Source organism: Microbacterium sp. GXF6406, from assembly GCF_054798215.1.
The window spans coordinates 39,370-52,554 of sequence record NZ_JBSJZH010000020.1; the positions used below are offsets into that span (position 1 = coordinate 39,370).

16 protein-coding genes are annotated in these 13,185 nt (G+C 64.0%); 6 read left to right on the forward strand and 10 right to left on the reverse strand.

Annotation, left to right across the window (positions count from 1 at the left end):
- Window positions 1–26 precede the first annotated feature (26 nt).
- From ACWAUG_RS11205 to ACWAUG_RS11220, 4 genes are all read right to left on the reverse strand, one after another.
- The gene (locus tag ACWAUG_RS11205) at window positions 27–1,154 is read right to left on the reverse strand and encodes a signal peptidase I (RefSeq protein WP_460802471.1); all 1,128 of its coding nucleotides are present in this window, start codon (window positions 1,152–1,154) and stop codon (window positions 27–29) included.
- A 520-nt stretch (window positions 1,155–1,674) separates the two neighbouring features.
- Window positions 1,675–2,148, reverse strand: a complete 474-nt coding sequence (locus ACWAUG_RS11210; RefSeq protein WP_460802472.1) for a hypothetical protein — start codon at window positions 2,146–2,148, stop codon at window positions 1,675–1,677.
- 10 nt (window positions 2,149–2,158) lie between these two features.
- Window positions 2,159–2,737: an alternate-type signal peptide domain-containing protein gene (locus tag ACWAUG_RS11215; protein ID WP_460802473.1), complete on the reverse strand. Its 579-nt coding sequence runs from the start codon at window positions 2,735–2,737 to the stop codon at window positions 2,159–2,161.
- 138 nt (window positions 2,738–2,875) lie between these two features.
- Window positions 2,876–4,075: a hypothetical protein gene (locus tag ACWAUG_RS11220; protein ID WP_460802474.1), complete on the reverse strand. Its 1,200-nt coding sequence runs from the start codon at window positions 4,073–4,075 to the stop codon at window positions 2,876–2,878.
- Between the two features lie 233 nt (window positions 4,076–4,308).
- Between ACWAUG_RS11220 and ACWAUG_RS11225 the strand changes: the two genes are divergently transcribed.
- On the forward strand, window positions 4,309–4,713 hold the full coding sequence (locus tag ACWAUG_RS11225; protein WP_460802475.1) for a site-specific integrase: 405 nt from the start codon (window positions 4,309–4,311) through the stop codon (window positions 4,711–4,713).
- Here ACWAUG_RS11225 and ACWAUG_RS11230 read toward each other — a convergent pair.
- The gene (locus tag ACWAUG_RS11230; RefSeq protein WP_460802476.1) at window positions 4,691–5,992 is read right to left on the reverse strand and encodes an ISL3 family transposase; all 1,302 of its coding nucleotides are present in this window, start codon (window positions 5,990–5,992) and stop codon (window positions 4,691–4,693) included. The two genes, ACWAUG_RS11225 and ACWAUG_RS11230, sit on opposite strands and share 23 nt — an antisense overlap.
- A gap of 136 nt (window positions 5,993–6,128) precedes the next feature.
- On the opposite strand from ACWAUG_RS11230, the gene ACWAUG_RS11235 reads away from it, so the two are divergent.
- The 4 genes from ACWAUG_RS11235 to ACWAUG_RS11250 all read left to right on the forward strand — a co-directional run bounded on the left by ACWAUG_RS11235 (window position 6,129) and on the right by ACWAUG_RS11250 (window position 9,079).
- A complete protein-coding gene (locus ACWAUG_RS11235) occupies window positions 6,129–6,893 on the forward strand; it encodes a tyrosine-type recombinase/integrase (RefSeq protein WP_460802477.1) in 765 nt (254 codons plus the stop codon).
- Window positions 6,894–7,015: 122 nt separating this feature from the next.
- On the forward strand, window positions 7,016–7,168 hold the full coding sequence (locus tag ACWAUG_RS11240; RefSeq protein ID WP_460802478.1) for a hypothetical protein: 153 nt from the start codon (window positions 7,016–7,018) through the stop codon (window positions 7,166–7,168).
- Window positions 7,169–7,206: 38 nt separating this feature from the next.
- Complete coding sequence (locus ACWAUG_RS11245; protein ID WP_460802479.1) at window positions 7,207–7,971, forward strand: hypothetical protein; 765 nt, start codon at window positions 7,207–7,209, stop codon at window positions 7,969–7,971.
- 676 nt (window positions 7,972–8,647) lie between these two features.
- Window positions 8,648–9,079 (forward strand): hypothetical protein, encoded by a 432-nt coding sequence (locus ACWAUG_RS11250; RefSeq protein ID WP_460802480.1) that lies wholly within the window; start codon window positions 8,648–8,650, stop codon window positions 9,077–9,079.
- An 89-nt stretch (window positions 9,080–9,168) separates the two neighbouring features.
- On the opposite strand, the gene ACWAUG_RS11255 is transcribed toward ACWAUG_RS11250, so the two are convergent.
- From ACWAUG_RS11255 to ACWAUG_RS11275, 5 genes are all read right to left on the reverse strand, one after another.
- Entirely contained in the window at window positions 9,169–9,405 is a 237-nt protein-coding gene (locus tag ACWAUG_RS11255; RefSeq protein WP_460802481.1) for a hypothetical protein, read from the reverse strand.
- Window positions 9,405–10,751 (reverse strand): hypothetical protein, encoded by a 1,347-nt coding sequence (locus tag ACWAUG_RS11260; RefSeq protein WP_460802483.1) that lies wholly within the window; start codon window positions 10,749–10,751, stop codon window positions 9,405–9,407. The genes ACWAUG_RS11255 and ACWAUG_RS11260 overlap by 1 nt, the downstream gene beginning before the upstream one ends.
- Window positions 10,752–10,827: 76 nt before the next feature.
- On the reverse strand, window positions 10,828–11,535 hold the full coding sequence (locus tag ACWAUG_RS11265; RefSeq protein WP_460802484.1) for a hypothetical protein: 708 nt from the start codon (window positions 11,533–11,535) through the stop codon (window positions 10,828–10,830).
- 30 nt (window positions 11,536–11,565) lie between these two features.
- Complete coding sequence (locus ACWAUG_RS11270; protein ID WP_460802485.1) at window positions 11,566–12,030, reverse strand: hypothetical protein; 465 nt, start codon at window positions 12,028–12,030, stop codon at window positions 11,566–11,568.
- Window positions 12,031–12,313: 283 nt separating this feature from the next.
- Window positions 12,314–12,631 carry an excisionase family DNA-binding protein gene (locus ACWAUG_RS11275; RefSeq protein ID WP_460802486.1) on the reverse strand — a complete coding sequence of 106 codons (318 nt, stop codon included), beginning with the start codon at window positions 12,629–12,631 and terminating at the stop codon, window positions 12,314–12,316.
- Window positions 12,632–12,910: 279 nt separating this feature from the next.
- On the opposite strand from ACWAUG_RS11275, the gene ACWAUG_RS11280 reads away from it, so the two are divergent.
- Window positions 12,911–13,185: transposase (locus tag ACWAUG_RS11280; RefSeq protein WP_460802487.1), on the forward strand; the 275-nt coding region annotated here is incomplete at its 3' end.

Consider the following 13,185-nt stretch of genomic DNA (forward strand, 5'->3'; position numbering starts at 1 on the left):
AGACTTTTACGGAACCGCCGTGATCCTTATGGATCGCGGCGGTTTCTTCGCGCGGCGATGATCCTGATGATGAACAGAATCAGTCCTGCGCCGAGGAGGAGGGATGCGAGGATGATCACTCCGACCGGAATCGGTGCACCGGTGATGGCGAGCGGCTCGTCGTTTCCGTCACCAGGAATCGTCTCTGTGAGCGTCACGGTTATGGTCAGCTCGGCGGAAGCGAGACGGGTGATGTTGCCGCTCGACTCCGGCAGACCGACTGACACGGGAGCGCGGAGTTCTTCGCCTGGTTCCAGTTCGCGCGGGTCGAGACGCGGTGGGATGAGATCTGAGGCGAGGGCCTCGTCTCCAGGATCTCCGGCCCGTGCGGGCGACCAGAGGCCCGTGATGCTGACTTCGGAAGTATCAGCGCTGCTGTTACGAACCCAGAGATCCAGGGGGAGTGCTTCACCGGGGACGATCCGATCCAGGAGGTCGTCGGGAAGCGTGATGTCATCCGCGCTGTGCCAGGTGACTCCGTCGGTGCTGATCTGCAGATAGTCGGCAGTGGGGTCGTCGGACTCTGCAGCTACCGCATTCGTTGCGGGTGCGAATGCGACCGCCGCGCCGATCATGACCAGCGCTGCGGCTGCGTTTGTGATGCTTCTCGTGCGCCGTCGACGCCTGGCGTCCTTGGCGAAGACGACGATGCCCCATGCGATGGCACCCACTCCGACAGCGGTGACGACGATCGACTTGACCGCGGGAGTTCCCCAGATGTTGATGTAGCCGAGCCAGGGCACCGCGTAGACGACGACACCGCGCACCTGCACCTCGTGGACCGGTAGGTCGTCTTGGGCGTTGTTCGCGTCGCCCTGTGTGTAGAGCACCCGTTCTCCGGTGCTGTCATAGCCGACGGAGACGACGCGGTGTGTGACGACTTCGGGTTTGCCTGATTCGATCTGGTACGTGACGATATTGCCGATCCGGATATCGTCGATCGGCGTTGCTCGCACCGCGATCAGATGGCCGGGTTTGAGTGAGGGCGTCATACTGCCGGTGAGCACGGTGTAGCTCTGGCCGCCAAGGAGCAGGGGGATGACCACGGTGAAGAGGGCCAGTGCGCACATCAAGATGAGCATTGCACTCGCAATTACTTGTCTTGTTATCCGCATTGCGCACCGATGAGGGCAACTGAACGGATGACCCTATCTGGACTTTTAGAACCGACCCAACCAGACGGATGTACTGCGACGACGTACACATTAGGTGGGTTTGACCCCAAGAGGAGGTCAAGAATATTCCCAATGAGTGATCCGAGAAGACTGCTGAGTAGACCGGTTGAAACGCTCAGCGTTGTTTCTGTTTGACCTGGCAGCCCGGGTTCGACGCCGTTGTCAATGCGCGCTGTGACGCCGGCGGCGGTGCGCAACCACACTTGATAGCGCCATTCGCCGGCAGCAGTGACAGGCATCGGATTCCAAGCGAGATTCGCGCGGCCGGTTGCGATGCCACCTCCGTTCGTGCACGTGAAATTGCTCACGATAGGCACGGAGATCGTAGATACGGTCGCGTTCGGGAGGGTAGCGTTCGCACTCCAGTACCCCCACGAAGACGCGGGCACACCGAACACGAGCATCGTCGCGATCGCACTGATCGCGGCGGCGCGCCAGGTCTGCCTGGCCTCTCGCTTCATCAGTTCCCCTGCTCTGCTGTGATCGTGACGCTCGGTGTGAAGTTCAGGCCCTGGTAGGAACCGGATGTGCCCGGGGCCAACGTAAAGCGCACGCATACGATCAGGGTTTGCGGAGAACCTGAGGCGGGAAGCGCACCACCGGTTCCGCACTCGCCGCTCCACGCCTGAAAAGTGAACGCGGGGTCGAGCCCGGACGGCTGAGCATTCACGGTCCATTCCAGGTTCGTTCCTTCGCCCTGCACGGCCACCGCGATCTTCGCGTCGACGGACTGTCCGGGGTACACCCCCGACCAGTTCGGCGTCCCGCCGACCCAATTAGCCGATACCGAGAGGTCGCCCGAGCTGACGGTGTCGAGGTTGACGGTCTGCTGCGCCTGCCAGTACGCGGACACACCAGTCGCCGCGGCGAGAGCGATGACCACTCCCGCCGCGGCACCGAGCGCTACGCGCCGGCCGTGGCCGCGACTGCGCATCGGAATCCGATTACGGGGCGACCTGTGTCAGCGTGAGGTCGACTCCTCCGAAGTCGAAGTCCTCGTTGGTCAGATCGCGCGCACTGGTCGTGGTCGGGAAGAGGTAGGTGACGGTCACAGTGACGGTGCCGCCGTCGCTCTCGTCTGTGAGCGCCGTCACGGGTTCTGCGGTGTCGACCGTGACCACGGGAGCCGGAGCGATGGCTCCGCCCGGCATGGTCGCTCCGACGAGCTCGGCGGTCAGCGCAGCCTTGATGTTGTCTCCGACGAGGGTGAGTTCTGCCGTCTGCGTCATGGTTACGGTGTCGCCCGGAACGATGTGGAGCGTGTTGACGTCTGCGGCGACAGCAGTTCCGCCTTCGGGTGTGACGGTCCAGACCACGTCGTCGGGTGAGACGGTGATGTTGAGGTCACCGGAAGTTACCGTTCCAGCGGTCAGCTCCTGCGTCGTCGACCAATAGGCGAGCGTCGTGCCGCCGCCAAGCAGCAGGATGGCGCCGGCTGCGATTGCGACGATCGCCTTGGTGCGGTTGTTGGGCTTTACTACGGCACGGCTTTCGCGACGGGTCGCGGGTACAGCTTCAGTCATGAGATTCCCCCTCTGGATGGCACGCCTGGGTGCGGCGTGTCGCTGATAGCGTAACGCGGAAACACGCCCGGGTGGTCGGTGAACAGAAACGATCTGATCACGGCGCGTCGGAGCATCCGCGGGCCTTCTCAGAACGATTCAGCGGCAACCGGATGCGGCGTCGATGAGGTCCTGCGGGGGAGGGCCATAGGCCGATGTGCCGTTCGCGGCGCTGTGAAAACCCATGCTGATGGCCCACGCTGTTGCCCAGTGCTCGATCGTGTTCTGGTTCGAATCGTCGTACATGCCCTGGCACTTCACGCTGATCGCATGCCCGACCTCGTGCGCGACGAGGGACTTGCTGCGTTCGCCGGGCCAGTACGCGGCCACCGAGTCGGTGAGTTCGATGTTCGCGTGGCCCGGATCGCCGTACCACCATGTGGCGTAGCCGGCCATGCTGTCGGAGTATCCGTAACCGTTCACGATCGGCGACCAGTCGAAGTCGAGCAGCACGCCCGGAGCCAATGATCGCGCGAAGGCCTCGACCTCGAGCCGGGTGTCGTACAACGGGCCCTGCTTCTCGGCGATCTCCGCTGCTTCAGACGCGATCATCGCGGCCGCTGCATCCTCGAGTGCAATGTATCCCTCCAGCGCATGGTCATCGAAAGACGTGCGGCCGGCCAGTTCTTCCGCCGCGCGGCGAAGGTCGATGATGTCTTTATTCCGTGCCGAGAGATGAGCGGCCTCGAATGCGGAGCTCGCGGTTGCAGCCCCGGAGACGTGCACGAAGGCGGCTTCGGCGACATCGTCATCCGCAGCCTGGAGGTCGTCCGACGCGGCGGCGAATGCCTTGTCCATGACAGCGGCTTCCTCGCTCTCGTCATCCAGCTGTTTCATCGTGGAGAACAGCTCCCAGGGCCAGTCGGGCTTCGGGTCTGGTTTCGGGAACGAATGCCGGGCGAGTCCAGCGTGCTCACCCAGAACTTCTGCTGCCAACAGGGCTGCACGGGAAAGAGCGTCTGCGCCATCGGCGCTGGCGAGCAGCCCGTCATCTGCGGCGAGAGCCCGTTCGGCGTTCGCCACCGTGCGGGTGATGACGGCGATCTCTCCCGAGAGCGCGTTCTGCGTCTGCTCGGCTTCGGCCACAGACAGCTCATAGGCCGCGCGTGAATCGTCGTAACCGAGGTTCGCGCCGACATGCGTGGCCACGCCCGCGCCGATCACCACAAGCGAGCCGAAGATGAGGGTGAGCGCGCGTTTTCCGGATCGCGGCTTCGGAACCAGGGGAGAGGATGCTCCGCTGAAGGATGCCGGAAGCTCATGCAAGCCGGACAGGGAAGATGCGGACGGTTTAACCACGGCATCCTCCTGGTGAGAGAAATGGAGGGGCTGACGAGAATCGAACTCGCATCATCTGTTTGGAAGAAACGCCACAGACCCTCTCGAATACCGCGTGAATCCCGTAATTCTGCGGATTCACGCGGGTTTAGGTTAACACGTAGTGACACGGAATGACACCAAATGACACGGCATGAGTCCACGGGAGTCCACGACCTCGACTCCTAAACAACCGCAAAGGTAGCTTGCGGGGCATGGCATACAAACTCGATCAGCGGTGGACTGACGCGCTCGACGACTTCGAACGCGCACAAACGAACGTCAGCGGCGCGACGACCAGTCGACGAATCAAGCACCTGCGACGCTTTGCGGCGACCGTGGATCTGTCGCCGTGGCATGTCACGGCGACGGACGTCGAAGCATGGCTCGGCGCGCTGATCGTCGCGGACTCGACGCGGACGACGATGCGCGACAGCTTGCGAGCCTTCTACAGGTGGGCGACTTCAGCAGGCCGGATGCGGGAAGATCCGACGGCGATGCAGTCACATCGGGCGAGCCGTCTCCCTGTGCCCGAGCAGTGGGAACAGCCGTTGACAGCCTATGAGCGATACCTCTACGCAAAGGGGCTCTTCGTAGCTAAGGGTGTAGTGCGGGTCTGAATCCTCCGGCTTCGAGCAGCGACCTGGCGACGTAGTTCGTGAGATTGCGGAAGCCGAGCGCGGAGCCGCGTAGGTGCTCGAGTCTGCCGTTGATGGCCTCCGTTGGTCCGTTCGACGTGCCGGGGCGGTCGAAGAACGCGAGCACGTCTGCGGCGCGCTGCTTGAGGGTGCGGCCGAGCCTGCGCAACTCGACGAGCGGGGCGGGGACGCCACTGCTGACAGCGTCGATCACGGCCTGCATCATCTTCTTGCCGAGCTTCTTGTCGGGTTCGCGATACGCGGCGATCATGCGCTGGTAGATGCCCCAGGTCGCTTCGACCTCGACGTGCTCCTCAGCTGCGAACAGTGCCTGCAGCCGGATCCGCTGTCTGTCGGTGAGCAGCCTGTCGCCAGTGTGAAGGGTACGGCGGGCCTTGTAGAGCGGGTCGCCCTTCATGCCGCGCCGACCGAACAGGTCCTGTTGGACGCGTCGACGGCAGACATCGAGCGCGTCGCCAGCGAGACGGACCACATGAAACGGATCCATGACGGGGACTGCGTCGGGCAATTCTTCCGCGGCCGCGGTCTTGAACCCGCTGAACCCGTCCATCGCGACGACCTCGATCCGCTTCGACCAGTCCTTGGGCCGGGCAGCGAGCCACTGCTTGAAGACCGCCTTGGAGCGGCCCTCGACCATGTCCAGCAGCCTGGCCGGGCCGGTCTTGTTCCTCGCGGGGGTGAGGTCGATGATCACGGTCACGTACTTGTCGCCGAACTTCGTGTGCCGCCAGACATGCTCGTCGACACCGATCGTGGTCACTCCGTCGAACCGGGCCGGGTCGTCGATGAGTCGCCGCTTGCCCTCGGCGAGGACCGCAGTGTTCGCGGTATGCCACGACACCCCGAGGCCTGCTGCGGCGCGGGAAACGGTGAGATGGTCGACCACGATCGCCGTCAGCGCCCATCCAATCCCGCCGCGAGAGATCCTCGCTCGCGGTGCCGCAGCCTTCGTCGTGTCCTGCCGCCAGGTCCGGCGACAGTGGCCGCACCGGTACCGACGCACTCGAACCAACAGCGTCGTGGGTCGGTGCCCGAATGGCTCGTGCGCGAGCGGCCGCGCCACCGTGTCCCGCGCGATGCCCTCGACACCGCACTTGCGACACCACGGATCATCGTCAATGACGCGGCACTCCAGCACCGCCCGATCGGGCTCGAAACGTTGCCCGACGGCTTCGAGGCCGAGCTCGTCGAGGCGGCAGAACGTGGTCAGGTCAGGGGTCGCGAACGTAGGCTGGTGCAAGTCGAGGTCTTCCGGCGATGGTCAGTGTGAGAACTTCCATCCTGGGAGACCCCGACGCCTATCCGCGAACCAGCCGCCGGCTCTCGACTACACCCTCATCTGCGAAGAGCCCGCAAAGGGGACGGCGCCGAGCAGCGTGCGGGCGTACGTCGACCAGCTCAGGACGTTCGCGCGCGCGCATGCATCGGCGCAGCCGTTCAATATCACCATCGATGATCTTTATGAGTGGATGGCCGGCCAGCAATGGTCGCGAGAGACTCGACGGGCGCGAAAGGTGACGCTACGAGGGTTCTACGGCTGGGCGGTCGAGACAGGGCGAGTTGAACGGGATCCAACTGAGCGCCTTCCCGTCGTGCGAGCTGGCGACCCCGTAGCGCGGCCGGCGACTGAGGAAGATCTATCCGCCGCTCTCGCGGGCGCTGACGACGAGCGCTGGCGTCTTGCTATCCGTATCTCTGCTGAACTCGGCTTGCGGCGTGGCGAGGTCGCGCAGATTCACTCCGCGGACATCGTGACGGGATCCGACGGCGATTGGCTGACAGTGCATGGCAAGGGGTCCAAGCTGCGTCGAGTCCCGCTGTCTCAGTCGCTCGCACTCACGCTGCGGACTCTGCCGGTCGGCTACGTGTTCCCCGGTCGCATCGTGGAACGACAACGGCACACGGTCACAGCGGGGCATATCTCGGCGCGATACCTCGGGAAGAAGATCAGCGAGCTACTGCCGCCCGGCGTGACGATGCACGCGCTACGGCACAGATTCGCGACGCGGGCATACAACGTGAACCGCGATGTGTTCACAGTTCAACGCTTGCTCGGTCACGCCTCAGCCGCGACTACGCAGCGATACGTACAGGTCTCAGACGAGCGGATGCGCGCACTGGTAGAGGAGACGACACGATGAACGACTACTTTGACTGCCCGGTCACATGGTGCGCAGGGTATCGACCGGATCACGGCGCCGAGGGTGATGCGCCGGACCAATGGATGCACGCGGATCGTGGCACGTCGATAGGCGGCGAGGCGGTGATCTGGCGGCATCAGGAGAACGGTAGGGACTCCTACTCGCTGGTGATCGGCCCGGCACTGGTCGTCGATGATGCCTCGAGCCCGGCAGAGGTTGTGGATGCGCTGCGCGACTGGGCGGCGGGTGCTGAGCGATACGCGCAACGCGGATAGGAAACGACGACGGCTGGCCGGGCTCGAGCGCGGATCCGGTGGCGCAGCACGACCACGACCACGACCACGACGAGGGCGACGACAGCCGGCGGACGAGCACGGCGGACGACAGCGAGCGGACGACAGCCGGCGGACGACAGCCGGCGGGGATCGAGCGCGGATCCGGTGGCGCAGCACGACCACGACCAACGACGACCACGACCACGCCGAGGGCGACGAGGGCGACGAGGGCGACGAGGGCGACGACAGTCGGCGAGGGCGACGACAGTCGGCGAGGGCGACGACAGTCGGCGGACGAGCACGACCACGACCACGACCACGACGAGGGCGACGACAGCCGGCGGGGATCGAGCGCGGATCCGGTGGCGCAGCACGACCACGACCACGACGACCACGACGACCACGACCACGACGACCACGACGACCACGACCACGACGACCACGACGACCACGACGACCACGACCACGACGACCACGACGACCACGACGACCACGACGACCACGACCACGACGACCACGACGACCACGACGACCACGACGACCACGACCACGACGACCACGACGACCACGACGACCACGACGACCACGACCACGACGACCACGACGACCACGACGACCACGACGACCACGACCACGACGACCACGACGACCACGACGACCACGACGACCACGACCACGACGACCACGACGAGCGCGACGAGGGCGACGAGGGCGACGAGGGCGACGAGGGCGACGAGGGTATTCGTAGTGTTCTGGTGTCCCTTGGGACGTCCCCTGGGACTCGGGGAAAAACACTGCTGTAGAGCCTAAGGCGGGGGTTGCGACTGTGTTCTAAAAAAAGAGCGTTGGTCGTTGGTCGTTGGTCGTTGGTCGTTGGCCGTTGGCCGTTGGCCGTTGGCCGTTGGTCGTTGGTCGTTGCTGCTGGTACCTGGTGCCTGGTGCCTGGTGGTCGTGCTGGTGCCTGGTGGTCGTGCTGGTGCTCGTGGTCGTGCTGGTGTGCGTGCTGGTGTGCGTGCTGGTGTGCGTGCTGGTGCTCTCGGAATGTCGAGGAATCTAACCCGTCCTGTAGTGGCCTGTCCTGTCCTGTCCTGTCCTGTAGAGTCCCGCGGGACGTCCCAAGGGACACGACAGGACAGGCATCCCGCTTAACTCCTGTGGGCCCCTGGTCGTCCTGGTGGTCTCGTCGTCGTGCTGGTGTGCGTGCTGGTGCTCTCGGAATGTCGAGGAATCTAACCCGTCCTGTAGTGGCCTGTCCTGTCCTGTCCTGTCCTGTAGAGTCCCGCGGGACGTCCCAAGGGACACGACAGGACAGGCATCCCGCTTAACTCCTGTGGGCCCCTGGTCGTCCTGGTGGTCTCGTCGTCGTGCTGGTGTGCGTGCTGGTGCTCTCGGAATGTCGAGGAATCTAACCCGTCCTGTAGTGGCCTGTCCTGTCCTGTCCTGTCCTGTCCTGTAGCAGTGAGGCTGTATCTTGAGGTCGTGTCCGCTAAGCGAAGTGCGTTGCTCGTCCTGCTCGTCGTGGTCGGATTCCTGACCGGGTGCACATCAGAGCCGATGCCGGCCCCTGCGGTGACTGTGACGGTCACTGCCGAGCCTGTGACTACCGAGACGCCTGTGGACGTATCAGCATCCGTGCCGGAGAGCGCAGCGGAGCCTGTTTCGGCGGGTCTGGTGTTCGAAGCGCTCGGCGAGGGTGAAGCCACAGTCATATGGGTCGCGGATGGCGCGCACTCGCAGCAGACTGTGAAGCTTCCATTCTCGATCACACTTGTTCACGACGGGTATACGGCGGGCGTCGTGCAGAGCGGATCCGGCTCGATCGGTTGCAGGCTCGCCCGGGGCGAGACGGTGATCGATGAGAAACCAGTCCTAGAAGGACAGTTCTACGCTGAATGCGTCCTCACTGAGTAACGGGCTCTGGCAAGCATCACTCTGAGCAAGACGAAACGGCTGTAGGCACGAGTCTTGACTCGTGCCTACAGCCGTCCTATCTGTACTTCCTATGCGTTCATTTCGGCTGCGGCGGCATCCGTGACGATTCTTCCTAAGAGTCGACGAGCGGTCTCGCCGTCGATGCTGTAGAGCATTTCTGCGTAGTTCTCGCTAGCTGCGAGGAACTCGCCGCGGTTGCCATACATGCGGATCGCTGCGCCTGCGGCCTTGTGGAGGTCGCGTAAAGCCGCTGTGTCCTGATCGCCGAGGGCCGTGATTTGAGCTTGTGTTGCTTGTTCCATCATCAGTCCCACTTCAGGCTTCGAATCTGCTGTACCGCGCTCAGCGCCGAGCTGATCGCGCTGTTAGCGTGCGCGGTAATGTCGATCGAGGCGCGCATACCGTTGATCTGATTCACGGCGCTCTGCGCGGCGCTGATCGCGTCGTGGGTGGAGATGTCGAGTTTCATCTGTCGGCCGTTGACGTGGTCAACGACGTCGTCAGCGTCGCCCTGGAATTTGTCGATATTCAGCGTGGCCTGTCCGGTTTCGGCGTCAATGAGTATCTGCTGATCGTCAGGGAGGGTGAGCAGCTTGTTTCCGAGTTCATCGACCTCGACGGCAGCGGAGGATGCGTTCTCCACCACCGACTTGAGGTACTCGGATTCAGCAGCCTGCGCATCGGCGGCGTTCTGCTTGTTCTCGGCGTAGATGTCGGATCGCTCTTTCCAACGCTCGTTCACGTTCGACATCTCGCGCTCTTCGCGGAGCAGTCCGTCGATGGTGTACTCGTTCCCAGGGATGAAGCTCTCTTGCGCTTCGAGGGTCTTTTCCTTGCGCTCTTCGAGCAGCGCGTTACCTCGGCTGCGTACTTCGTTGAGCGCCTCTTCATCGCCGGCGGCTGCTTGAAGTAGCGTGTTCACCTCGAGGCCGTATGCGGCCGCGTCCTCTTGGATCTGCTTGTATTCCTTCGCGCGGTCGGGGTCAAATCTGATGTCGTTCATCTCGCCGATGATGGTCGCGGTTTCGATGTAGTCTCGGCCGCCCTCGACGGCCTCACGCCACGCGTCGGAGAAGTAACTCTTGAGCGCTTGCACGCGCTCGTTCTGCGCCTCAATCTCGGCGGTGATGAGGCCGAGTCCGACTGCGCCGGCCGCGAGTGCTGCGGCGCCGGCGATGCCTGCGGGTCCGGTGCCGGCGAGGGTCGCGGCGAGCCCGCCTAGGGTGTCCTGTCCGACTTGGCCGAGGTCGGTGAGGTCGCCTCGGATCGAGGACACGGCCTCGCCGAGGTTCTGGCCGACTTCCTGGGTGACTTCCTGGGCGCCTTCGCGGACCTTCTGAAAGCCCTTGCCGCCGACGTCGCCGATGTCATCGACCGATCGTTCGGTCTTTTTCGACTGCTGCTGGACGTCGCGGAGCGCATCTTCGAGGTTATCGATCGCGCGCTCGCCGTCGCGGCCGGCGTCCTTCGCTGCGCGGCCGAGGTCGTCCAGGGCATCCTCGGCGCGGCCGGCGCTGCGGGGTCCGAGCGCGTCGAGATCCTCCAGCGCGTCCCCGAGTTCTCCCAAATGCTTCTCTGCCTCTTTGGCACCGGCGGCTACACCGCGGGCGTTCATCGTCATATCGACTTCGAAGCGTGCTGATCCTGCCATTGTTCTTCGTACCTTTCGAGTGAATGTCGTTCGCTTGGGCCCCGCTACATGGGGTAGCAGGGCCCTTGACCGTTGTTTAAGCGCCGTAGCGCGCGTCGAGATACGCGGCGATGAGTTCTGATCGCTGCGTACCGTTCTCTGTGAGCGCCTGGCTCGCACGACGGGTCATCTGGTCCATAACCACTAGGTGGCAGTCAGCGCAGGAACGAACGTGATCCAGTCTGTGCCGCACGTCCCGAGGGCGAACCGGCCCGATGTTCTTACCGTCAGACCTTCCGCAGATGGGGCAGAGCTCGAGGGCAAGACGTGTGCGCTCGCGGTGTGCTGCGGCCTTCTCCTCGGCGATCAGCTCGCGTGCCTGTTCGATAGTTCGCAGGGTCACGTACGCATCCCAAGCTCGACGAGGCGAGTCAAGGATGTCAGCGGCCATGGCCTGCACGCGCTCGCGGTGTCGTTGCTCCGCTTCTCGATATTCACGATCCGCGGGAGAAGCGGCCTTCCGAACGAGACCAAGCGCAGCGAGGCCCGCAGAAGCGGGGACGTCGGGAAGAGGGTCGCACTCGAGGAAGTAAGCCGAGACGTGAGCTTCCAGACGGTTCAGGCGTCCTGCGAGGGGATACTGCTCGATGAAGGTTTGCCAGTCGCGTTCCGTCAGAGGATCGAGGGTGAGGGCTTGCGTGACGTCAGGAACGCGGTCGGCAACGTCGGCCGGCACCCATGTCTCAGGAGTGTCGTTCAGCATCTCGGAAGCGGTGTTCAGAGTGTCGGTCTTGCGGTTGAACATGTTGTGTTCGCTTTCTGTGGTTCAGGTTGGTTAGAAGGTGGTGGTATCGATGCCGGCTGCTTCCCAGCTGTCGACATCGGGGATGCTGGCAACGTCCCACGTCGGCTCAGCAGCCGGCGGAGTGGCGTCAGAGTCGCCCTCGGTGGTGCCCGGTTGTCGGCGTCGCCCGCGCTGTTCGCGCTTGCGCAGGCGTTCCTTGACCCGGCGATCGTCTGCGGCCTTGACCTCGGCGGCGGTGCTCTGCGTCGAGGGGTAATCGAGGATCTGCAGCGCCCCGTCGTCGTCGCGTCCGAATAGGCCGGCGGCGATGAGGACTTCGGTGCTGTCGCCGCGGTAGCGGAGGATGACTTCAAGGTCACCTTGCTCGAGCCGTCCGTCTGTCCCGCTCTCAACGGCATACATGAGCGCCCAGGTGTAGCTAACGAAGTGCTCGGGAGCGAGGCGGGCGAAGCGTCGATCTGCCATCCAGCGGCTCGGGAGGCGGGCATCAGTCATCTCAGACCTTCTCGGATGATGCCGCGGAGGTGCTCAGCGCCTCTGCGTACCTCGGCGCGCGAGAGCTTAGGCGCGACGTGTCGTGCTGCGTGCTGCGCGAGCGCGAGACGAACGCGGCGCGAGTTCTCTCGGCCATGCTCGATGTCGCGCATGACGGCAGGGGAGCACCATGCGAGCGCGGCATACAGTGCGCGTGCGGACAGCGGCGCCCGGTCGGGGAGAGGCGTGAGCATCTCGGCGCGGGGTGCTGACAGCAGGTGCCATTCAGGCGCGGGCACGGCGATCAACGCTCCTGGACGGGGAGAGTGCTCGCCTCGATGTAGGCGACCAGGTCAGCCGGCCGGATGCGCACGAGGCGTCCGAGCTTGACTACTGGCACGCGGCGTTCTGCGATCAGCTTGCGCACGTAGCGCACGCGCAGTCCGGTCGCCGATGCGGCGGCCTCGACATCCCAGAGCAGGACGTCAGGCGCGGCAACCTCGGTCGCTGCGCTGGTGTCGGTAAGGGCAGTGGTGAGCATGAGCACATCTCCACGGATTCCGAGCACGATGCACGCGACTTTCGTCGCGCTGTTCGCGCTCGCCTCATTCCGTGGAGGCACTCACTGACGACAGGCTATGGCTGCCTTGCCCGACGACACCGAATGGTGATCGGACTCCCTTAGCTCGCCACTCAACGTGAACGCTACGTGTCCCTCTGTGGGGGTCGTCGTCGTGGTTGTTTGCAACCCGAGCTACCTTGCGCCACTAACACTAGTGACCTTCTAGACACTTTTGGTAGTTGCGTGCTCACCATGTGCATAACTTGCTCTGGGCGTGAGGAACGGATCGGTGACAACTGATCGTTAGTGCTGGGAGGCGCTGGCGGGAAGGATGTCATCATGCCTGGTCCCTATCCCCAAGAGTTCCGCGAGGATGTCGTCGCGGTCGCACGGCGTCGCGAGAGCGGCGTCACCATTAAACAGATCGCCACCGACTTCGGTATCAGCGAAGCGACCCTGCAGAACTGGCTCCGCCAAGCCGATGTCGAAGCCGGGAATCGGCCTGGTCAGACCGCGGCTGACGCGGCCGAGGCTCGGGAGTTGAAGAAGCGGATCCGTCTTCTCGAGCAGGAGAACGAGGTCCTCAGGAAAGCCGCGGCATATCTGTCGCAGGC

Coding starts and splice junctions, on each gene's coding strand:
- ACWAUG_RS11205 (WP_460802471.1), bottom strand. CDS start 1,154: ATGCGGATAACAAGACAAGTAATTGCGAGTGCAATGCTCATCTTGATG.
- ACWAUG_RS11210 (WP_460802472.1), bottom strand. CDS start 2,148: ATGCGCAGTCGCGGCCACGGCCGGCGCGTAGCGCTCGGTGCCGCGGCG.
- ACWAUG_RS11215 (WP_460802473.1), bottom strand. CDS start 2,737: ATGACTGAAGCTGTACCCGCGACCCGTCGCGAAAGCCGTGCCGTAGTA.
- ACWAUG_RS11225 (WP_460802475.1), top strand. CDS start 4,309: ATGGCATACAAACTCGATCAGCGGTGGACTGACGCGCTCGACGACTTC.
- ACWAUG_RS11255 (WP_460802481.1), bottom strand. CDS start 9,405: ATGATGGAACAAGCAACACAAGCTCAAATCACGGCCCTCGGCGATCAG.
- ACWAUG_RS11260 (WP_460802483.1), bottom strand. CDS start 10,751: ATGGCAGGATCAGCACGCTTCGAAGTCGATATGACGATGAACGCCCGC.
- ACWAUG_RS11265 (WP_460802484.1), bottom strand. CDS start 11,535: ATGTTCAACCGCAAGACCGACACTCTGAACACCGCTTCCGAGATGCTG.
- ACWAUG_RS11270 (WP_460802485.1), bottom strand. CDS start 12,030: ATGACTGATGCCCGCCTCCCGAGCCGCTGGATGGCAGATCGACGCTTC.